Source organism: Pseudoalteromonas sp. J010, assembly GCF_003934235.1.
GTDB lineage: Bacteria > Pseudomonadota > Gammaproteobacteria > Enterobacterales > Alteromonadaceae > Pseudoalteromonas > Pseudoalteromonas peptidolytica.
Window position 1 is genome coordinate 17,556 of the sequence record NZ_RDBW01000052.1, and the last position, 19,873, is coordinate 37,428.

Genomic DNA, 19,873 nt, shown 5'->3' on the forward strand with positions numbered 1-19,873 from the left:
TATTGCATGCTCAAGCTGATCTATTTGAGTTAAAAATAGTTGACGCACACCAATTATCTTAATCAAGAAAGCTATTTTGAGGTAAGGAAATATTGTCGATAACTAGGCTATTTTATTGGTATTGATGCTGGTGCGGTAAAATAAGGGCAAAATGTACAAGGTGGTGTGAACAGATCCGCGAGATTTCACAGAGTTTAGGCACTAGTACGCAGCATTTCTTGCATTCCCCCCACTGCGACCTGATCATAAAATGCCGCAGCATCTAGTTGTTTATCTGCCACAAGCGTGAGCTTACCCAACGATTTAGCAAGCCTGTTTTTAGCTGCAGGCTCAAGGTTTTCAACAACTTCCAGTGGAATATGTTTTTTGTCATTTCGCGCTGCAAGAGGCTCGGGGTGTAGGTTTTCTTTCAACCTAAATGTTGTCATCGCACCAGAAGCAATGAGCTGTGCATTATGCTGCCCAATAAGCATATTGTACTGTTCAGGAGCAAGGGGTTTTTGAGGGCCAATTTCAAATTGCCTTTTTAACGCTGCCTCGGAGCTGTCTTTCTCACTTTGTTCGGATTTTGGTAAATGAAATTGGCTAAAATCTAGTGCATCTGTTGATAACATAGACAACAGCATTGCAAAGTCAGCTGAACGCGTTTCATGAACACAAACGTTCAACGCTGATCCTAGTTGCGACTCTGAGATTAAAATGCCATCAATTTGCATGTATTCCAACCGATTATTTTACCGTTTAAGAATATATCGACATTTTTCAGAAAAACTTTAGTACTTTTCTTTACTTCGAAAAAAACTTTGTTATTATCACCGCCGTTGTTTAGGAGGGGTTCCCGAGCGGCCAAAGGGATCAGACTGTAAATCTGACGGCTCTGCCTTCGCTGGTTCGAATCCAGCTCCCTCCACCATCAAACAACACCTACAATTTGTTCAGGAGGGGTTCCCGAGCGGCCAAAGGGATCAGACTGTAAATCTGACGGCTCTGCCTTCGCTGGTTCGAATCCAGCTCCCTCCACCATTGACAAATTGTAACGCTTTAAAAATATGGAGGGGTTCCCGAGCGGCCAAAGGGATCAGACTGTAAATCTGACGGCTCTGCCTTCGCTGGTTCGAATCCAGCTCCCTCCACCATTTTTCAAAGCATATCTCCATCTAGGAGGGGTTCCCGAGCGGCCAAAGGGATCAGACTGTAAATCTGACGGCTCTGCCTTCGCTGGTTCGAATCCGATGCCGCGATCCCCATTCCAAAGCATGGCTGCATAATGAAATAGGGAAAAACAGTTGTTAACGCACCAAAAGCCAGAACAGACCAAAGGTCTGGATTATAAACCCAAGCCTTTCCTTGATATACAAGAAATAAAAATACAAAAACCACCCCAGTTACATAATGAACCAACCATCCCAGTATGGTTTCTCTTGCAATAGGCGCACTTCGAGCAATTCCATTATGGCTCACTTTTCCTTTTAAAAAGTGCCCAACCCATCGACCGAGCAAGGCATAGTCCAATCGCGCAATCGCAAATATTCGCATTAACAGAGCACCGTATATGTCCATAACAATTGTAGCGCCAATGCCAATAACGGATGCGAGTAACAAAATTTCTAGTTTTTCCACGTTTTCACTCCTTATTTTGATCTTTCCACGCTATCCTACAAGTTAAAGCTAACTTTAAGTCAAGGTAATTGATGGATATCATTGCGGTTGTAAAAGAGTCAGGGCTACCTGCGTCTACACTTAGGTATTATGAAGAAAAAGGCTTGATCCGCTCTATTGGACGGCAAGGTTTAAAACGTGTTTTTGCACCTTCGACTGTTGAGCGTCTAGCATTAATCACCTTAGCCCGTAATGCAGGCTTCTCGTTAGATGAAATCGCAACAATGTTTACGCCACAAGGCGACATCGATATAGACCGCGTAAAGTTACAAAAGAAAGCAGAAGAGCTGGATAATACCATCAAGCATTTAAGCGCTGTTAGGGATGGACTTTACCACGCAGCAAAGTGTCCAGCTCCCAGTCACTTCGAGTGCCCGACATTCAAAAAGCTATTAGCAAGAGCCGGAAAAGTTAGACCAAAAAGACGAGATTGATATGAACAAGTTAATTTTCAATCATTAATGCTCTGCCATGCTCCCTAAGGTATTTACGTGCATCTTGGTACTTTTCACCGTAGTGGATATTTACCAAACTCCAGAACGAGGAGTTATGCGCCATGACATGATAGTGACACAGTTCATGTACCACGACATATTCAATGACCCATTTGGGTGCACCAACCAATAAGGTATTAAATGCAATTACTCCTTTTGAGGAAAAGCTTCCCCAACGGCTTTTGTATAGTCTTATTTTTAAAGTATCAAATTGAGCATTAATATCAGGTTGGTACTTAGCGATAGCCATATCGAGATAGTCACTTAATGTCATTTCCAATAACTTTAAAAGCTCACCCCAACTATCTTTTCTCTCATCTAAATTCAATGTCTTTTTATCAAAGTCGATAAATGAAAGCGCCTGCGCTTGTTTGATGATCGTAAACTTATCACCAAATATTGCTATTTTGTTCGTAGTAAGAGGCCTATTCTTTGTATGCTCAACGCCCTGCGCCAATTTTGATGCAATCCAATCTGATTTACTGTTTACCCAGCTATAAAGCCATTGTTCACATATGTGCTCTGGTGCATAAACTATGACCTTACCTGACTTTATTTTTATCGCCACGGTCTTACGTTTTCGGCTTTTTTTTAACAGATATTGCAAGAAATTAGACTCTCTGCTGTTGAAAGCGCGTAGTATAGTATGAGTTAATCACTAAAGTCATTTCACTAACCTAATTGACACAACAACGCTTCGCTTATTCAGCTCTTATGGTTATCTATAAATTTCTAACACACTAGAAATTGGAAAGATTTTTAGTCAAATCACCGTAAATATTATTTTTTGCTGCTACGCTTAGTGAAAAGGTACTTTAGATTAGGCAACCAATGGCTGAAAAACCTACTTGCCAATATGTGTCACCTGAGGGAAAGAAGTGCAGTGAAATAGATATGGGCTCAGGTTACTGCTTTTGGCATGATAATAAGTTTGATAAAAGCGGCTTAGAGCTGAGTCAAAAGCTTGAGCGTTATGCAAAGCGTGGCGGGCTGCTGCAAGGCTTGGAACTGAAGCGAGCAAATTTAGAAGGACTCAACTTAGTAAACTTCGAACATCATCACGGCTATGATTTATCTTACAGCAACTTTTACCGAGCCAACTTAAAAGGTGCTCACCTTTTCAACAACACCATGAAGAACGCTTCCCTCATGAAAGCTGATCTTAGAGAAGCAAGTCTCCACTGCTGCAACTTAGAGAACACGAACCTGCTGGGCGTAAAACTGGAAAATACACGCATAGATAATATGGAGCTTGGAGAGCAATTATTACAAGAACAGCAAGCGTTAGAAGCCCGCAAAAACCGAGCAACTGAGGAGGCTGAAGATTTGTTTTTACAGTCTGAAGAAATCTATCGCTTGCTGCGCAAAGGTGCCGAAAACCAAGGGCTTTTTGAGATGGTTGGGCGCTTTACGTATAAAGAGCTACGTATGCGCCATGCGCAATACCCTAGATATTCAAAACGTCACCTAATATCTAGTTTCGTTGATCTATTGTGTGGCTATGGTGAAAAGCCAGAGAACGTTATCCGCTTTAGCCTTGGGATGATAATTACCTGTGCGTTTTGTTATTTCTTGTTCGGTGTTTCTTTCCAAGATCAAATCATGCAGTTAAATTTAACCAACAGTTTATCAGATAATGTCACAGCACTACTCAATAGTTTTTATTTCAGCGTCGTCACTTTTACTACATTAGGCTATGGCGATATCACACCTGTGGGGATTTCTAGGCTGATCGCGGCAATCGAGGCATTTACTGGAAGCTTTTCACTTGCGTTATTTGTGGTGGTCTTTGTTAAAAAAATGACCAGATAGGTGGCCTTTACGGCCCCATTGGTATAATAGTATGCCAGCCAATACAATGATTAGCTGGTTATGATATATAGCTAATGGGATTAGAGGCTGCTGCCGCTTAAGCGCTTAGCTAGCGAGTGATTTCTGATTGCAGCTGCGCTAGGAAATCTAACATGTATTGAGTCCGACGCTCTGCTTCTTGATATGCAGATTTTGTATGCATATTATCTTTGATGTGTAACAGCTTAATGAAAAAGTGATCTAAGGTGTACTTGCTGTCATCAGCCACTCTTTGTGTACAAAACGGATCATCAATATGATAAAGATTTCTAGCTATTGCACCACCCACTTTCATACAGCGGCTAATACCGATAGCACCCAGTGCATCCATACGATCAGCATCTTGAACCACTTTTGCTTCGAGTGTTGTGGGCGCAACGCCCGCGCTAAAACTATGCGCGACAATTGCATGATGAATTGCGTCGAGTTTAGATGGATCATAATTCAATGAGGCCAAAAACTGTATCGCCTTGTCCGCCGCCAGCTTTGAGGCAAGCGGTCTATCAGGATGATTTTTTGCAACTGCGACACAATCATGCAGCCAAGCTGCTGGGATCACTACAGCAGGATCGGCTTTTTCACCGTCACAAATTAATTTAGCCACGTGCACTACACGCTTGATATGGGAGAGATCGTGCGCTGTATCTGCACAAGGCGTTGTCAGCATGAACGCTTCACATGCTTGTTCTAGTTCTGGTATTTTCAGTGTCATTAAGCTCAACTTTTATCTACTTTCTATCAAAACGGTTTTGCTTTACAAGCATTCAATTAGATGAGTGGTGATTACTCATTGTATGTTGCCACACCCTTCTCTAAAATGGCAGGTATCAAGAAAGATTAGAGAAAATTTATGACTTGCGCGTTATATCTGCAACCTGGCAGAGAAAAATCCTTGAACAGAAAGCACCCTTGGGTTTTTTCTAAAGCTATTAAAAAAGTCAAAGGTAAGCCAGCACTTGGCGATATCGTCAAAATTTACAGCAGTGATGGTAAATACCTTGCAACTGCAGCTTACAGCCCTGATTCACAGATCAGAGCCAGAGTTTGGACTTTTGATGAATCACAAAATATTGACCAAACCTTCTTTGAGCAAAAACTTTCTCGAGCGCTAGACGCGCGCAAGTACGTCATCGATGAAGGAGAGTTAACTGGATTTCGTCTATGTGCAGCAGAATCAGATGGCCTTCCTGGAGTAACAATTGACAAATTTGATAACTACTTGGTTTGTCAATTACTCAGTGCTGGTGCAGAGCGTCACAAAGGCGAAATTGTCATGGCGCTTAAGTCATTGTTCCCTGAATGCAATGTCTATGAGCGTTCTGATGTAGATGTACGCAAAAAAGAAGGCTTAGACAAAATCACCGGTCCCCTTCTAGGGGATACGCCCAAAAACCCAGTTATCATCAATGAAAATGGCCTAAAAATTGAAGTCGATATTATTTCTGGGCACAAAACTGGGTTTTATTTAGACCAGCGAGATAGTAGAGCAGCCCTTGAGCGATTTGTTAAAGACAAAGAAGTGCTAAATTGCTTTTGCTACACGGGCACTTTTGGCCTGTATGCGCTACGTGGTGGCTGTGCTAAGGTCATTAACGTCGATGTATCACAACCAGCGCTTGACACCGCAAAACGAAATGTCGAACACAACGCGTTAGATATTTCACGGGCAGAGTTTGTTAAACAGGATGTGTTCAAATTGCTACGACAATATCGAGATGAAGGCCGTCAATTTGATACCATCGTAATGGATCCACCCAAATTTGCAGAGAGCAAAGCACAACTTACTGGAGCATGTCGTGGTTATAAAGATATCAATATGATTGCGATGCAAATTTTAAAGCCAGGCGGGACTTTGTTAACATTTTCGTGCTCGGGCTTAATGGAGCAAAACCTGTTTCAAAAAGTCGTTGCAGATGCCGCTTTGGATGCAGGAAGAGAGTTACTTATCATGGAGCGTTTAAACCAAGCAGCTGATCACCCTATTGCAGGTAACTATCCCGAGGGCTTTTATCTAAAAGGACTGATTTGTAAAGTCTACTAGAAATAGTATTAAGCCAACCAGAGTAAGTAAAAAGCAGTGACTCGGTGATAAAAAACACCAGTTGCTACAGTACTTACTCTGGTCAATACCAGACCCTGTCGCTCCTTCAAATTTGTTTTTGCAGCGGTTTGATTGGTATTTATAGAAGGCAGCACCTGCGTAGCATTGTTATGCTGTGTGAGTCAGGCGATAAAGACTCTGTGCTCCCGCAAAATCACCTTACCCCACATCCTTGTGGGCCAACAAGCCCTAATATCCCTACAACTATACGGCATAAAAAGCGCAATGCGCTTTATAGCTTTAAGGTGTCACGCTAACAGATCCTGTTGCGATGATAGTTGATATTCGCTATATCCATTACAATTGAACGCATAGTCTGAACTACCAAAACGACGTAAATAATCAAGCCTCGCCTTAGCTTCATGTAAAGTAGGTAGCGTATCATTTTCTAGGCGCCAAACAACGTAATGTTCTGGATCTGAGCCATCTAAAAAGACAGTTGAGCGGCTAAACACCTTTTGGCAAAGAGAGTGAGACATAAATTCCCTCAAGGCTCTCTCTGAGCGCCAGACAGCCAAAGTAACAAGCACATCAGTACAACCAAATAAATCTGTCGCTGCCACAGACTCGCAATCTTCACCTATGTGACACACAAAACCCGGACTACTCTCTGCCAGTGAGTTGAGCTGCTTAAGGCTATTCCTATCTAGTTTACGCAACGCGCCATTTGTTGGACTTTTAGTTGTAAATATACTAAAAAAAGCAAGTCGCATCGGAGATCCTTGTGTTATATCAACTATTTATGACGTTAACTGCAACACTCATTACATCAGTGATGTTAACACTAAGTTCACTCAGAGTAAAAACTGTTAAATTTAGATTTTTTCACCTCTTAAACCGTCGGTAACGGTTGCATATTAATGTATTGTACGATCCTTGGCATGGTGGCTTTGTTCGGGCTGCCGCCATGGGGCAAAAAATGATGCCAAATTACCAAGTCACCTGCATTAGCAGCAATTGCTTGAGAACCTTGTTGGTGAAAATAATCTGGACGAGGTTGATTGGGATCAAATGGCATATCATCGAGCCAATTGGCAAGTCTATGATGAAACCCTGGTACAACCGTAGTGGCACCTTGGTCTTTAGATGTATCTGATAAGTACAAAATACCCTGGGTGCCAAAAGAGAGCGGCTGAGAAAAATCGAGATCCCAATGAAGGTCAGTCCCCTGATAAACATCATTTACGGTTTCAGGTGGGTTAAAACCGCATCTATCAGCAGATACTTGTAAACGTTCAGTTTGCCATAATTGACTAAAGGCTTTATGTATTCTTGCCGCGTTTCTATTTTCTTCTAGAGCACTATGCTGTACTAAGTGCACCATCGTTTTACTGATCTTGTCACCATCCAAGTTATACCAAGTATCGGGATTACTTATATCAACTTCTAAAAAATCGCAAATCACGTTTAGGGCACGCTGGCAGTTTAATGGACTAATCGCATTTTTGACGACAACATAGCCGTTTGTATTCCAGCATGCTAGATCGTCGACAGACAATACATCAGCCATCTGTTTTACCGTATTTAGTTTATTTTGGTAACTTTGCGGGCACGAAGCTCCACACGTAATATGCTGTAGTAATTCGAATTTTTCCGTCGTTTGTGGTGCTAATTTTATAATCGCTTCGACAAACTGTGTATAGCTATGCGCATACTGATACTTTAACTTATGTGCTTGATCCTGACTAATACCTATGATGTCAAAAACGGTTTTAGCAAGCGCAAAATCAACTGGCACAAAGCGCTGCTCTTTGTTCATAACTTGGCAATTTGCTTCGCTCCATATCCTGTCTAAAATTGACAACCGATACAGCTTCTGATTTGGTGTGGATTCTCGCATTACAACAACTACATCCTTTTTATTCTGATATATATCAATGCCATTAATGATCCTAAATATAGACTTATCTGGCACATTGCTCTGATTTACCTTACTTTAATTGACCTTAGACGTAATGAAAACATGGATGAGGTAAAGAAATTACATTGTTTGCGAACTGCTTTTTATTTTACACAAAGACGTTTTTTTTCAATTTTTTCCTCTTATTGGTCACTACACTGGCCGCATAACCAATTCAGAGGGAAACAAAAAATGAAAAGAGCAGATTATTTCAATCAAGCACCACAATTAATTCAACATTTATTAGGTCAGGAAGAGCTACTTAAACAACAAGCCGAAGCCACTTTCGGACTTAAAATTTGGGAGCTTGTAAAACTTAGAGCATCACAGCTAAATCAATGCGCATTTTGTATCGCAATGCACACAACTCAAGCTACTGATAGCGGTGAGTCAACAAACCGTATTATCGGTCTTAGTGCATGGAAAGACATGACATTTTACACGACTAAAGAAAGATTAGCGCTTTCGCTATGCGAAAAGTTGACAAACGCAGAGGTAATTGAAGATACTTTCTACCAAGAGTTAGCGTCTGAGTTTGACGACAAGAGCCTAGTAACACTAACTATTGCGATCAACGCTATCAACAGCTGGAATCGCATAGTTAAGATGTTTAAACCAACAGTTGAGTTTAATGATAACTGATTTATGTCTTAGTATGTATCGCCCAGAGGGTGAAATAGCAAATTATGTGCAAGCTGTTTGGTTTGCACAAACATCGCTTCAGGGCGAAGCATGGCTGCCAAGTGATGGTGCCAATGGCATCATCATCCCCATTAGTGGTGAAGTATGGCTAAATAATAACAGAGTCACTGCTCCTTTTTATATTCAGCCAACAGCAACAAAGTCAGTAAAAGTATTTTATTCGGAAGCGACATGCTTTTGCGGTATCCGTTTCAAGCCTGCTGGGTTTGCATTTTTAGAAGCAGTTAACCATCCTCTAGTTGACCCCTGTAAAATAGCAACTATGGTCGAAAGCCTGCAATCTCATGCTAGTTTTGAGTTACTTTTGACGCTGCTACATCCAATGCTTTCAGTGCAAGTACCCCAACATCACTCAGCCTTGTACACACAAACTCTACTCAGTCATATCGCAAAATTAACACCTCTCGATGAAGCATATACTCAAACTCCAATCGGTAAACGTCAATTAGAAAGAAAAGTTAAGCTCCACTGTGGGATCACCCCAAAGCATCTCGCACGCATCTATAGAGCGCGACAAGCAAGACAGAGATTAAAAGAAAACCCAAACATAAATCTTGCCCAACTTGCCCTTGAGTGTGACTACGCCGATCAAGCCCATCTCATCCGAGAGTTTAAATCAATCATGCAAATAACCCCTGCAAAGTATAAAAAGCTACTGCAAGCCTCAACCGTAACCTAAGATATTATCTGCATAAAAAATCCATCTTCCTCAGTGCAGAATTAGCGTGTTGACCTCTTTTAGGTATGTAACTTGCTGTGAGTATAGAGCCGGCCACTTAGCGTTTATCCTTCGTAACATGGCAATCGATACACTCTCTCGCCCCGAATCCAGATTACACACGCACCACTCTTGGTTAAAAGGTAAGGAAGTCTGTTGCCTGCAATCGGTTCGGTTTTTATTCTCGTTCCTTTCTGACTTATGGCTGCACTAGCCAAAACGCAAACTTAGTTAATAAACAACAAAGAAAAGTCCCTTAGCAAGTGGCTCCGATCTAGATTCTAATCTATGCGGGATATTTGCATTAAAAGTAGTTAAACAATTTTGTTGTGCACTTATTTTATTGCCTGCTACATAAATATCTAATTTACCTTGCTGCAACCATAGGTGTTTGATTGAACCTCTCACATTAGCTGAAAAGGATGTTTTTCCAGCCTCATTAAAATAAAATTGATAAATTTCAGTAGTAAATAAACCACTTTGCTTTTTCAATATATGGCAGGTAAATGGGCTGTCAACTTTACTGATAATATTATCTTTTGCTGCTCTAGAGGTACTGATATTCAAAGCTCGTTCGGGCGGTTGAACTAATGTTGCTAGCTCATAGTTCATGGCTTCTGCCAGTTTTGCCAGTACCGCAATTGTTGGTACGGTTTGACCTGACTCAATTTGAGCTATCATTGAGCGACTAACGCCAGATCTATCCGCCAATGCTTGTAAGCTTGTGCATTCAGCAGAACGATAGCTACGGATCAACTTGCCTATGTAATCGAAACTTAAACCATCACTCATAATATTAACTCTCGAATTTCCGTTATATTGGATGTTTAATCCAATATATTACACACATTTACTGTAAATGATAGAGTGGAGCTGAATAAAACATATACAAGGTATGAACGATGCTATTAAAAGGTAAAAAGATTTTAGTGACGGGCGCAAGTTCAGGAATAGGTATGGCAGCAGCTAAGTTATTCTCTTCAGAAGGCGCAGCTGTCGCACTAGCTGCACGTAGAAAAAATAAGTTAGATGCGTTAGTTGCAGAAATAAAAAGCGCAGGAGGCATCGCAGTAGCGATTGAGGCCGATATATCTAGAACTAAAGGTGTTACAGAAATGATGGAGCAAGCAGTTAACCGTTTAGCTGGTCTTGATGGCGCATTTAATAATGCAGGTACCATAGGCAATTTTTCCCCAATGTTGAATCAGTCTGAGCAAGATTGGGATGAGACGATAAATGTGAATCTAAAATCGGTCTGGCTCAGCAGTCAATGGCAGATGAGATACTTTCAGACCAATGACATCAAAGGCTCGATTGTAAACACTTCCTCATGGTTAGCTTCCGGTGCCTTGTGTGGTTCGAGCGTATATTCAGCATCCAAAGCTGGCATTGACGCATTTGTTCGCGCAGCTGCTATTGAGGTTGCCAACAGCGGCATTCGTATAAATAGTGTGAATCCTGGTGGCATCAATACCGAGATGACAAGAGAAGCATTTAACCATGACAAACTTATTCTAGATATGTTTTCACAACAGCATCCAGCAAAACGTTTAGGTGAGCCTACTGAAGTTGCCGAGCTCGCCTGTTGGTTGCTTAGCGAACGTGCAAGTTTTGTTAACGGCCAAGCAATCCATGTTGATAGTGGCTACACCATAGGTGGCCAACGGGGCAGTTAGCTACGTTGTTTAATAGCTGTATTACCCAATAAAAAACAGGCTTAAAAACGATATTAGAAAACCAAAGTAGAGAAATATTTATGTTTAAAAAGATACTAGCCATTTCCTTATTGATAACCTCAATTTCCTCGTCACATGCCACTGAGGGCAACTTTTCAATAACCAAATTTAGGGCGGAGAGGGACATTAAAAAGGTATTAACCCTTACACAACGCCAGCAGGCTATTGTAAAAATATCTGCGCTGTCGGCTCTTGAATTAACAGAAGCCCTTCAACAAGTTGTCGCTACATCATTAGAAAAAAAATTTATAGGGCAGCAAGAAGTGGTGCTAATTTTGACTCAGCTTACTTCATACTATGGCTTTCCTCGGGCAGAAAAATCCATTGATGCACTTGCTTCTTCAATTGATAAACATTTATCACTCACATTACCACCCGATACAAGTAAAGCGCGATATAAGAAAGGAGTAGAAGAGTATACTAAGCTGGATAAGAATGGGTATCAAACAATTATTACAGCATTTAAACCTATGTCAGTAGGGTTAACAGACACGACTTACCAACTGTTTGGTGATGCTTTTGGTATACCAGGGCTTACAATTAAAGAGCGGCAATTAGCGACAATTAGTGCACTCGCCGCACTGGGTACAGCAAGACCTCAACTTCAATATCACTTAGGTACAAGTATACAAGTAGGCTTAACTAAAGCGGAAATAATGGATATGGTAATATATATGCAATTTTTAGCTGGCATGCCAGCTGCTTACAATGCAGCTCTGGCGGCAAAAGAAGTGTTTGCAGCAAAGTCAGAAAACCCTTATACGGACTAACTTGTACTAACTCTACAACAAGCGCTGCTGTATTGTGGCGCCTTGATAATAAAAACGCAAAAGCCACGAGTAATTGACGATTTGTAATTCCAAACTACTCAGCTTCGATATGTTCAGTAGGAAAAGTAATAGTAAAGTGACTCCCTACCCCCTCTTCACTTTGCACCGTAATACTTCCACGATGTTCCTTTATAATTGCATGTGTGACAGCAAGCCCCATCCCCGTTCCTTCACCCACAGGCTTGGTAGTAAAGAATGGGTCAAATAGTCGACTTATAATATCTGGGTCAATGCCAATACCATTGTCACTGATACTCAAAATGACTTCTTTGTCATTGCCCGGAGCAAGCAGAACTTCTATTGTTTTATGGGGCTTATGATCCCTATCAACCGCATACTTGGCGTTTGCAAGTAAATTAATGATGGCTTGCTTTATAGCACCATCCTTACCAAGGATTGGCGCAACATCTTCAATAGCAATGACTAAATCGTAACTCTTAAGCTGTCCACTCAGTAAGCGTAACGTGTCTTCTACTATAGGTTTTAGCGCAATGCTTGAGAAGCTATCATTATTTGAACGCGAAAAATTCATCAGATCACTAACTATGATTTTTATACGTTCACAACCGTGTAGCGTATCGTTGATGAGATCTGGTAGATCTTCCGAAATATCATTGAGCCGTTGAGTAACATACACCTCTTTTAGTTGCGTACTTAGCATCTGATCGTTGTCAGTATGTCCTGCCATACTCGCTAAATTAAGTAGTTCTTGTAATGCAGGTAAGTAGTGATTTAGCGACTCAAGGTTACCTCTAACGTAGGCTAGAGGGTTATTTAATTCATGAGCAACACCAGCAGACAAAGAACCCAAGGTCGCCATACGTTCATTATTAATAAGCACAGCTTGCTGGTTCTTTAGCTGCTCCAATTGGCGCTCTAGTGTTTGATTGGCAAGATATAAGGCTCTGGTTTTTTCTTCAAGTAAAGACTCTACTTCATCTCTCGCTTGCTTTTCGCGAAGGTACGCTTTTTTGTAGTCATTAGGATCAGACATCAACTTAATCCAAATGCAAAATCAGTACACAGTGATCGGCGCCTTCGTGCATACATTGGGGGTGCTCTATTCTGAGTACTCTATTATAATGTTGCGCTGCACCATGGAGGAGGCCTTCCGCGCAAAAGCATAGCTTTCGGTTTGACTTGTACTTGAGTATGATGGTTTTATCGTTCTCAATAGTTGTGGTGATGGAAGGCAAGTTAGGTTCGTCATATAGCTTTTTAACTTCCATGTGAATGACGCTGTCAATCGACACCACCAGCTCTTCAAATGAACTAAACTTAGACGAAATCCCCACATGCTTTTTAGCCAAAAATCCAAACAAAGACTGTCCAAATATCGCTAATACTTCGGTTAATGGTTTATCAAGTTTACTTGCGACACCCTGAGCTAATGCAAATAATTCCTCGTCTGGATATGCCGTGGGCGACACATATACTCTCCCCTGCGGCGCGTAGGTTTCAAGTAATTCATCCCACTCCTGCATACCGATGGTTTCGATGGCTAACTCTTCTAGACCTCTGAACACAACACCACGCATCACGCTCTCCTATCACAAGGTTATTCCGTTTTTTAATTCAATATTTGTCAGGTTAAGAGGGTAGTGTTGATACCAAGTGTATTACCGTTGACATATACAACCAACAAACAGCATGCCTTTTGCTGCACTAGAAAAAGATATATACCCATCTTTAGTCAGACACAGCGCAGTACTATCAACAAGGCAAATTCCAGTGAAAAGCACTGTAAGATTAATGCCTTATAGTGCACACCTTCGACAGCGCCTTTAATATCCTATCTGCCAATTTTACTGACTTTGGTACATTCTGTTCATCAACTTGATTGACTCTTTGGTTTAATTCTACTCACTCTTTGGCAAAGCACTCAGTGCCACATTAAAAGCGTGACTTTCAAAAGGTAGTGCACTTTGTGCTTTATGTAAGTGTAGAACATGAATAAAGAAATACAGTATATTTCTACTCGTTCACTGATGTATTCGCCGCATCGCCAAGTTCAGCTTCTTCATCACTTTGACTGTCTAGTGTAATTCTCTCAAGTCCCGACATGATAAGTGGAAGATCCTGTTCATCATTATGCCTGAACAGCTTTTCCTTAATACCCTGATAATAGTTACTAACAATTCCTGCTAGGTTGTTTTCCATCCAGGTCTCCACTGAGTCAGAGCGCTTAAATGCTTCTGGATTTTCTTCAACATCTTCTAATACAGATAACCACATGTCTAATTCAGCCCTGACAGGCATTCCCTGTGACTCTTCCATCACGTCATTCATCCATCCTAATCCTTGGTTTTCATAGGCTTTAATTAACTGTTTATATAAACGGCTTTTTTCGTTGTCATCGGCGGGTTTACCCTCAAACTTTATATACTCTTGATTATTTGTTTTAAAATACTCTGTATTCTCATTTTCATAATTGAGCTTACTGAGTCTTGCAAATAAATTACCGGGCTCCTCAGTATCTATTTCGCTCAACATTTCCATAAAACTTGTACGATCATTTGGCTTCACTAAAGTCGCCATATCCAATAGACCTCGACTCGTGTCGAAATCAGCACTAACGAACTTAGCATTGAGGTCTAAAATTTCTCCGTCAGAAAACTTATTACTAATAACAAATTGAGCAAAATCATTTAAAAGCTGATTGTTCATATCCCCATATGTATTTACATGTTCAAAAATGCCACTTTCGGTATATTGCAAGTCCGTGTCTACTCGGCCATCTTCATCAAGTAAATAAGGTGGAAAAACGGGATCCTCAAACACTTTATTATCGGCTTGCTCCATTAATTTAGACATCGTCTGAATGGTGTCTTGTAACACCTCATCACTCATACCGTTAAGTTTGTTTATTAACTCTGTTGAATAGTCATTTCTACGTTGTTCAAAGCTATTTACCGATAGAGACTGGACAATAAAATCCGTTAGTTGTCCTAGCTCCTCATCACTCAGTCTATTGGCAACATCAAGAAGCGCTTGTGTTGGTTTGAAGTGCGCAAATTCAAATTGTCTTTCTTCACTTAAACGATCGAATATTGACAAGAATTCATCAATTTTTTCTCGCCCTTCAAAGTCGCCGTAGGTATCTTTATAAACGCGCCCATTTTCATCTGTTCCAATGTGCTCTCGATGAATACCATAATGCTGTAATCCGATTGTCCTAAGCTCAATACCACGGATCATTCGAGGATCATAAGTAACTGGAGGCTGAGTGTAAGAAAAGTCTATAGTGAAATTGCTATTATTTTTCAATAGCTCAGAGTTATCGTCATTTTTTTTATCATTTGCGAATGCTGTCAGTGCCTCAGTCATTTTGTCTGATGAATTCGACGCGCTCACTTTCACATTACTTGTATGGAGTTGTGGCTTAATGTTCATAACTTGGATCCTTGTTATGGTAGCAACTGCATTAAATTTCTGCTCAACTTTGAAAATAATACGGTTTTATCTCAATACTTGCTCCATTTGCGCAAGTAAATCACACGCTAGCCCCGTTAAAAACTTCTTATTTAAAACACCGTAACTATCGGCAATATAACTCTGGTTAGGCTAGCGCTTGAAGAGCAACAAACCATTGCTACTAAAACTATTTTTTCATTTCAAATTAATGCGTTTGCGTAATGAAGTTATTACAAAATCGGTTGGCGCAAGCGCCATTACCTTTTATCGACAAAGACAGAATAAACTTTACCCAATTTGTTCCTTTATTTAAGACCCACCTAATATCTGTCATTAAGACTCTATACATAATTGTGTATCTTTTCAGAGGTAGTGGTCGCAACCTTGTTCGTAAAGCTCCAGTGGTAAACCGTCTGGATCGCTGAAAAAGGTAAATCGTTTACCCGTATATTCATCTATTCGAATGGGCTCAACAGCGACTTGATTCTGTGAAAGATGCGCAATACAAGCATCTATATCATTCACCCTAAATGCTAAGTGTCTCAATCCTTGCGCTTCTGGATGTGATATCCGTCTTGGTGGATTTGGAAACGAGAACAACTCAATTTGGCTGCCGTCAGGTAACGCCAAATCTAATTTATATGATTCTCTATCTTTGCGGTAGTTTTCATTAAGTATACGAAGACCGAGTACTTCGGTGTAAAACACCTTAGATCTTTGGTAGTTGGAACAAATAATGGCGGCATGATGTATTCCAGACAATTTCAAACATTTCTCCTCGAGCATTCAATATCTTTAAAATAAAAAAGCGGTAATTTACATTACCGCTTCACACACTCAAATAGGAACTTGGAATACACGCTGTAAAACCAAGCCTTTTCGTTACAAACGAATACCGCCATCAATTTCGACGACACGCCCTGTAAAGAAATCATTTTCAATAATATATTTTGCGGTATGGGCAATTTCTTGCGCTTCACCAAGACGTCCGACTGGTTTCATTTTTACCAAACGTTCTTTGGCTTCAGGCTTCATTGCATCAGTCATCTTTGTTCGGATGACACCTGGGGCGATTGCCCCTACTCGAATACCAAAGCGACCTAATTCTTTCGCCCAGCTCGTTGTCATCGCAACGACACCTGACTTTGCCGCTGAATAGTTGGTTTGCCCCATATTACCAGCGCGTGCAACGCTCGACATATTTATGATCACACCACCATTACCAGCTTCTACCATTTTGACAGCAGCTTCACGGCCGCACAAGAAAACACCGGTTAGATTAACATCAATAACGGACTGAAATTGCGATAGCGACATTTTATCAATAATTTGACCATCTTTCGCTTTGAGTAGCAAACCGTCACGCAAAATACCTGCATTATTTATCAATACCGAAATATCGCCGAAGTCATTTACGATGGCATTAAACACATTTTCGACGTCTGATTCTTGACTAACATTAGCGACATACGTGTTAACTTGTGTGCCGAATTGAGCAAGTTCGTGCTTCGCTTCTGCTAAAACGTCTTCTTGCATATCAATTAGCGCAAGATTTGCACCTTGCTTTGCCATTTCAGTCGCCATTGCAAGACCTAAGCCTTGCGCACCACCGGTGATCACAACTGTTTTACTGTTAATATCCATAATGTTCTATTTCTCTGAATAAAGCTTAAAAATCGCGCTAAAGTCTTCATTGCCTTTACCCTGATTTTGCATCAGGTTATACAAATTCTTTGCAAGTGCCCCCATCGGCGTCGCTGAATTTGTTTGCTGCGCAGATTGCATCGCTAGACTAAGATCTTTAGCCATTAAGTCAACCATAAAGCCCGGCTTATAACCATTCGAAGAAGGCACATTTTCTAGTACATCAGGACATGGGTTGTAAAGCTCAAGTGTCCAGTTACGGCCTGAGCTATTGAGCATGATTTCGCTTAATACTTTCGGATCTAAACCATGATCGACCCCCATTTGCAGCGCTTCACTTGTGCCCGCCATCAGTATTGATAACAGCATATTGTTACATATCTTAGCGACTTGTCCTGCGCCAATGTCGCCTGCATGGAAAATGTTCTTACCCATATTGGTCAGTACCACATGCGCACGTTCAAAGTCTGCTTTATTACCGCCGACAATAAAAGTTAAGGTACCGGCCGCTGCACCTGCCACACCGCCAGACACAGGCGCATCGACAAATGAAATACCCGATTCTGCTAATGTTTTCCCAACAAACTGAGCGGATGCAGCATCAATGGTAGAGCAGTCAATCACCTGTGTGTTTTTAGACAAATAGTTAATGAGTCCATCTTCAGCTGTATATACCGTACGCACGTGTTTGCCTGCAGGTAGCATGCTTATCACATAATCTGCTTCACGGCACACATCGCTAACAACCGCCGCCTTTGTTGCACCACTTGCCTCAAGTGCCGCTACAGCCTCAGGGTTCAAATCAAAAACACATACTTGGTGGCCAGCCTTTAATAAATTAAGGGCCATTGGAGCCCCCATGTTACCTAAGCCGATAAATCCTACTTGTGCCATTTATGTCACTCCTTATAAGTCACGCAAAGGATGATCGTTTTCATCCCATCGAGGTGCGAAAAAACGTTCTATTACGTCATTAGGAACCTCTGCAACCGATTTAAATCGCCAATTTGGTTTGCCATCTTTATCGATAAGCAGCGCACGAACACCTTCTTGAAACTCACCAAACTCGCCAGCAGTCACCGACATTCCTAATTCTTGCTTAAAACAGTCTTTAAGTGTTTTACCTTCACTTCTAGCAAGCTGTGCTTTTACCAGTGCGGCACTCAATGGTGAGCCATGTTTTAACGCCATTTGAGCTTTGCTCAACCACTTGTTGTCAGTACTATCCAGTCCTAAAATAAAATCAACCTGCTCTGATAAATCATCTTTCTCATCAAGCGCTTCGAACGCTTTAATCAGTGGTTTAATTTCGCTTTTTGGTGGTGCATGGGAAGCCTCATCTAGAGATAACAACAACTGAGTCAGCTTTTCGTGGTTTAGCACATTGGTTTTTCCCCAGTTGACTTCACCTAAGTTTTGTAAAAGTAGGCCGAGTTTTTCTGAGTCCATAAAGTGATCGGCAAGTCCAACCAACTTGGCATCCGAAGCGTTAATGTTTGCAGCTGTGAGTCCCAAAAACAATCCAACACCTTTTGGCATCTTGTTGAGGAAATAGCTACCGCCAACATCAGGGTATAAGCCAATGGTGATTTCTGGCATAGCAATACGTGAAGTCTCTGTCATCACTTTATGACTTGCGCCAGCCGTTAAGCCTAGTCCGCCGCCCATGATGATGCCATTACCCCAAAGTAGGATTGGCTTATCATAGTTATGGATTTGATAATCCAACCGATACTCTTCACCGAAAAAAGTTTCGATTAATGCGTTACTCGTATCTGATGACATTTCGCGATATAAGCTCACTACATCGCCGCCAGCACAAAACGCTTTTTCTCCAGCTCCTTTTAATACCACCATTGCAATTTGTGGGTCGTTTGCCCAAATATCCAGTTGTGGTGCAAGCAAACGGATCATATCGAGGTTTAAAGCATTTAACGCTTTTGGTGCATTTAATGTCGCCAGCGCTATCTTCATCCCGTTATGGCATGTTGCTTGCTCGAATAAAACCGGTGCCTCTTCGTGATTTATTAACTCGAATTCAATCATTAGCCATTTACCCAATTCGCTTTGCGTTTCTCTAAAAATGCGTTTACGCCTTCTTTTTGATCTTGGGTATCGAATAAGGTTACAAAGAGTTCACGTTCAAGAGGCAATGCACTATTGATTGTGCCTGTGCGGCCTTTTTGAATAAGAGCTTTACAAGCCGTCACTGCAACAGGGCTTTGATCTTCTACTTTCTTTGCCAATTCGAGCGCAGCTTCCAGCGCTTTACCCTGCTCGACCACTTCTTCAACTAAGCCAATTTGCTGTGCTTTGTCGGCTTTTAAGCGTTCGCCGCATAAAATCATACGCTTTGCCCAGCCTTCGCCTACAAGCCATGACAAGTTTTGTGTGCCGCCAGCACAAGGCAACAATCCAACTTTTGCCTCAGGAAGTGCCATTTGTGCTTGAGCTTCGGCGATGCGGATATCGCACGCTAGTGCGACTTCTAAACCGCCACCCATTGCAAACCCATTGATGGCGGCAATGGATACGCCTCTAAAGTCGCTGAGTGTTTCAAACGCTTCGCCAAATACTCGAGACATGTCCGCAGCAACTCCTTTGTCACCGTCGGCAAATACATTGAGATCCGCACCGGCTGAAAAGAACTTTTCGCCTTCACCAGTGATCACTAAAGAATAGGTTTCTTTATCCGCGTTCAATTCGATTACTAGATTTTTAAGTGCCGTTAGTGTGTCTTTCGTCCACGTATTCGCAGGTGGATTTGACATAGTAACAACAGCAGTATGGCCTTGTTTTTCGAGTTTTAATTGTGCAGTCATGA

At 41.4% G+C, this 19,873-nt stretch carries 21 protein-coding genes and 4 tRNA genes; 11 read left to right on the top strand and 14 right to left on the bottom strand.

Translation table 11 applies throughout. The annotated features are described in order from the left end of the window. Positions 1-194: 194 nt before the first annotated feature. Complete coding sequence (locus EAG18_RS21010; protein ID WP_125254308.1) at positions 195-716, bottom strand: VC2046/SO_2500 family protein; 522 nt, start codon at positions 714-716, stop codon at positions 195-197. A gap of 112 nt (positions 717-828) precedes the next feature. Between EAG18_RS21010 and EAG18_RS21015 the strand changes: the two genes are divergently transcribed. The 5 genes from EAG18_RS21015 to EAG18_RS21040 all read left to right on the top strand — a co-directional run bounded on the left by EAG18_RS21015 (position 829) and on the right by EAG18_RS21040 (position 2,093). After that, positions 829-913: transfer RNA gene (locus tag EAG18_RS21015), tRNA-Tyr, on the top strand. 25 nt (positions 914-938) lie between these two features. Then, positions 939-1,023: transfer RNA gene (locus EAG18_RS21020), tRNA-Tyr, on the top strand. 28 nt (positions 1,024-1,051) lie between these two features. Further along, positions 1,052-1,136: transfer RNA gene (locus EAG18_RS21025), tRNA-Tyr, on the top strand. Between the two features lie 28 nt (positions 1,137-1,164). Continuing rightward, positions 1,165-1,247 (top strand) — tRNA-Tyr (locus tag EAG18_RS21030). A 444-nt stretch (positions 1,248-1,691) separates the two neighbouring features. Further along, on the top strand, positions 1,692-2,093 hold the full coding sequence (locus EAG18_RS21040; RefSeq protein ID WP_125254309.1) for a helix-turn-helix domain-containing protein: 402 nt from the start codon (positions 1,692-1,694) through the stop codon (positions 2,091-2,093). A gap of 10 nt (positions 2,094-2,103) precedes the next feature. Here the strand turns inward: EAG18_RS21040 and EAG18_RS21045 are convergent, their stop codons facing one another. Next, entirely contained in the window at positions 2,104-2,721 is a 618-nt protein-coding gene (locus EAG18_RS21045) for a YgjP-like metallopeptidase domain-containing protein (RefSeq protein ID WP_275557363.1), read from the bottom strand. Positions 2,722-2,984: 263 nt separating this feature from the next. Here EAG18_RS21045 and EAG18_RS21050 point away from each other — a divergent pair, with 263 nt between their 5' ends. Next, the gene (locus tag EAG18_RS21050; protein ID WP_125254311.1) at positions 2,985-3,965 is read left to right on the top strand and encodes an ion channel; all 981 of its coding nucleotides are present in this window, start codon (positions 2,985-2,987) and stop codon (positions 3,963-3,965) included. Positions 3,966-4,074: 109 nt separating this feature from the next. Here EAG18_RS21050 and EAG18_RS21055 read toward each other — a convergent pair whose 3' ends face one another. Next, on the bottom strand, positions 4,075-4,716 hold the full coding sequence (locus EAG18_RS21055) for an HD domain-containing protein (RefSeq protein WP_125254312.1): 642 nt from the start codon (positions 4,714-4,716) through the stop codon (positions 4,075-4,077). Positions 4,717-4,854: 138 nt separating this feature from the next. On the opposite strand from EAG18_RS21055, the gene EAG18_RS21060 reads away from it, so the two are divergent. Then, entirely contained in the window at positions 4,855-6,045 is a 1,191-nt protein-coding gene (locus EAG18_RS21060) for a class I SAM-dependent methyltransferase (RefSeq protein WP_125254313.1), read from the top strand. Positions 6,046-6,353: 308 nt separating this feature from the next. Here the strand turns inward: EAG18_RS21060 and EAG18_RS21065 are convergent, their stop codons facing one another. Both EAG18_RS21065 and EAG18_RS21070 read right to left on the bottom strand, forming a co-directional pair. Next, positions 6,354-6,818, bottom strand: a complete 465-nt coding sequence (locus EAG18_RS21065) for a DUF3291 domain-containing protein (RefSeq protein WP_125254314.1) — start codon at positions 6,816-6,818, stop codon at positions 6,354-6,356. A 119-nt stretch (positions 6,819-6,937) separates the two neighbouring features. Beyond that, positions 6,938-8,020, bottom strand: a complete 1,083-nt coding sequence (locus EAG18_RS21070; RefSeq protein ID WP_275557364.1) for a phytanoyl-CoA dioxygenase family protein — start codon at positions 8,018-8,020, stop codon at positions 6,938-6,940. Positions 8,021-8,197: 177 nt separating this feature from the next. Between EAG18_RS21070 and EAG18_RS21075 the strand changes: the two genes are divergently transcribed. After that, positions 8,198-8,647, top strand: a complete 450-nt coding sequence (locus EAG18_RS21075) for a carboxymuconolactone decarboxylase family protein (RefSeq protein ID WP_125254315.1) — start codon at positions 8,198-8,200, stop codon at positions 8,645-8,647. Then, a complete protein-coding gene (locus tag EAG18_RS21080; protein WP_125254316.1) occupies positions 8,637-9,386 on the top strand; it encodes a helix-turn-helix domain-containing protein in 750 nt (249 codons plus the stop codon). The genes EAG18_RS21075 and EAG18_RS21080 overlap by 11 nt, the downstream gene beginning before the upstream one ends. A gap of 270 nt (positions 9,387-9,656) precedes the next feature. On the opposite strand, the gene EAG18_RS21085 is transcribed toward EAG18_RS21080, so the two are convergent. Beyond that, positions 9,657-10,217, bottom strand: a complete 561-nt coding sequence (locus EAG18_RS21085; protein WP_125254317.1) for a helix-turn-helix transcriptional regulator — start codon at positions 10,215-10,217, stop codon at positions 9,657-9,659. A gap of 110 nt (positions 10,218-10,327) precedes the next feature. Between EAG18_RS21085 and EAG18_RS21090 the strand changes: the two genes are divergently transcribed. Together EAG18_RS21090 and EAG18_RS21095 are read left to right on the top strand one after the other, a co-directional pair. Next, positions 10,328-11,101 (top strand): SDR family oxidoreductase, encoded by a 774-nt coding sequence (locus tag EAG18_RS21090; RefSeq protein WP_125254318.1) that lies wholly within the window; start codon positions 10,328-10,330, stop codon positions 11,099-11,101. Positions 11,102-11,181: 80 nt separating this feature from the next. Next, positions 11,182-11,931, top strand: coding sequence for a carboxymuconolactone decarboxylase family protein (locus EAG18_RS21095; protein ID WP_125254319.1), 750 nt, complete (start codon positions 11,182-11,184; stop codon positions 11,929-11,931). Positions 11,932-12,025: 94 nt separating this feature from the next. On the opposite strand, the gene EAG18_RS21100 is transcribed toward EAG18_RS21095, so the two are convergent. The 8 genes from EAG18_RS21100 to EAG18_RS21135 all read right to left on the bottom strand — a co-directional run bounded on the left by EAG18_RS21100 (position 12,026) and on the right by EAG18_RS21135 (position 19,871). Beyond that, positions 12,026-12,985: an ATP-binding protein gene (locus EAG18_RS21100; protein ID WP_125254320.1), complete on the bottom strand. Its 960-nt coding sequence runs from the start codon at positions 12,983-12,985 to the stop codon at positions 12,026-12,028. Positions 12,986-12,989: 4 nt separating this feature from the next. After that, positions 12,990-13,529: a heme NO-binding domain-containing protein gene (locus EAG18_RS21105; protein WP_125254321.1), complete on the bottom strand. Its 540-nt coding sequence runs from the start codon at positions 13,527-13,529 to the stop codon at positions 12,990-12,992. 436 nt (positions 13,530-13,965) lie between these two features. Further along, the gene (locus EAG18_RS21110) at positions 13,966-15,384 is read right to left on the bottom strand and encodes a hypothetical protein (RefSeq protein ID WP_125254322.1); all 1,419 of its coding nucleotides are present in this window, start codon (positions 15,382-15,384) and stop codon (positions 13,966-13,968) included. 384 nt (positions 15,385-15,768) lie between these two features. Beyond that, positions 15,769-16,173, bottom strand: coding sequence for a VOC family protein (locus EAG18_RS21115; protein WP_125254323.1), 405 nt, complete (start codon positions 16,171-16,173; stop codon positions 15,769-15,771). Positions 16,174-16,287: 114 nt separating this feature from the next. Beyond that, a complete protein-coding gene (locus EAG18_RS21120) occupies positions 16,288-17,049 on the bottom strand; it encodes an SDR family oxidoreductase (RefSeq protein WP_125254324.1) in 762 nt (253 codons plus the stop codon). A 6-nt stretch (positions 17,050-17,055) separates the two neighbouring features. Further along, positions 17,056-17,943: a 3-hydroxyisobutyrate dehydrogenase gene (mmsB, locus tag EAG18_RS21125; RefSeq protein WP_125254325.1), complete on the bottom strand. Its 888-nt coding sequence runs from the start codon at positions 17,941-17,943 to the stop codon at positions 17,056-17,058. 12 nt (positions 17,944-17,955) lie between these two features. After that, positions 17,956-19,095 (bottom strand): enoyl-CoA hydratase/isomerase family protein, encoded by a 1,140-nt coding sequence (locus EAG18_RS21130; RefSeq protein WP_125254326.1) that lies wholly within the window; start codon positions 19,093-19,095, stop codon positions 17,956-17,958. Then, positions 19,095-19,871, bottom strand: a complete 777-nt coding sequence (locus EAG18_RS21135; protein ID WP_125254327.1) for an enoyl-CoA hydratase — start codon at positions 19,869-19,871, stop codon at positions 19,095-19,097. Before EAG18_RS21135 ends, EAG18_RS21130 begins: the two co-directional genes overlap by 1 nt. Between the last annotated feature and the right edge of the window lie 2 nt (positions 19,872-19,873).

Bases quoted from the DNA above. Each gene is read 5' to 3' on its own strand.
- EAG18_RS21080 (WP_125254316.1), top strand. From the start codon at position 8,637: ATGATAACTGATTTATGTCTTAGTATGTATCGCCCAGAGGGTGAAATA.
- mmsB (WP_125254325.1), bottom strand. From the start codon at position 17,943: ATGGCACAAGTAGGATTTATCGGCTTAGGTAACATGGGGGCTCCAATG.
- EAG18_RS21105 (WP_125254321.1), bottom strand. From the start codon at position 13,529: ATGCGTGGTGTTGTGTTCAGAGGTCTAGAAGAGTTAGCCATCGAAACC.
- EAG18_RS21010 (WP_125254308.1), bottom strand. From the start codon at position 716: ATGCAAATTGATGGCATTTTAATCTCAGAGTCGCAACTAGGATCAGCG.
- EAG18_RS21100 (WP_125254320.1), bottom strand. From the start codon at position 12,985: ATGTCTGATCCTAATGACTACAAAAAAGCGTACCTTCGCGAAAAGCAA.
- EAG18_RS21075 (WP_125254315.1), top strand. From the start codon at position 8,198: ATGAAAAGAGCAGATTATTTCAATCAAGCACCACAATTAATTCAACAT.
- EAG18_RS21110 (WP_125254322.1), bottom strand. From the start codon at position 15,384: ATGAACATTAAGCCACAACTCCATACAAGTAATGTGAAAGTGAGCGCG.
- EAG18_RS21135 (WP_125254327.1), bottom strand. From the start codon at position 19,871: ATGACTGCACAATTAAAACTCGAAAAACAAGGCCATACTGCTGTTGTT.
- EAG18_RS21050 (WP_125254311.1), top strand. From the start codon at position 2,985: ATGGCTGAAAAACCTACTTGCCAATATGTGTCACCTGAGGGAAAGAAG.
- EAG18_RS21065 (WP_125254314.1), bottom strand. From the start codon at position 6,818: ATGCGACTTGCTTTTTTTAGTATATTTACAACTAAAAGTCCAACAAAT.
- EAG18_RS21055 (WP_125254312.1), bottom strand. From the start codon at position 4,716: ATGACACTGAAAATACCAGAACTAGAACAAGCATGTGAAGCGTTCATG.
- EAG18_RS21095 (WP_125254319.1), top strand. From the start codon at position 11,182: ATGTTTAAAAAGATACTAGCCATTTCCTTATTGATAACCTCAATTTCC.
- EAG18_RS21085 (WP_125254317.1), bottom strand. From the start codon at position 10,217: ATGAGTGATGGTTTAAGTTTCGATTACATAGGCAAGTTGATCCGTAGC.
- EAG18_RS21120 (WP_125254324.1), bottom strand. From the start codon at position 17,049: ATGGATATTAACAGTAAAACAGTTGTGATCACCGGTGGTGCGCAAGGC.
- EAG18_RS21060 (WP_125254313.1), top strand. From the start codon at position 4,855: ATGACTTGCGCGTTATATCTGCAACCTGGCAGAGAAAAATCCTTGAAC.
- EAG18_RS21130 (WP_125254326.1), bottom strand. From the start codon at position 19,095: ATGATTGAATTCGAGTTAATAAATCACGAAGAGGCACCGGTTTTATTC.
- EAG18_RS21090 (WP_125254318.1), top strand. From the start codon at position 10,328: ATGCTATTAAAAGGTAAAAAGATTTTAGTGACGGGCGCAAGTTCAGGA.
- EAG18_RS21040 (WP_125254309.1), top strand. From the start codon at position 1,692: ATGGATATCATTGCGGTTGTAAAAGAGTCAGGGCTACCTGCGTCTACA.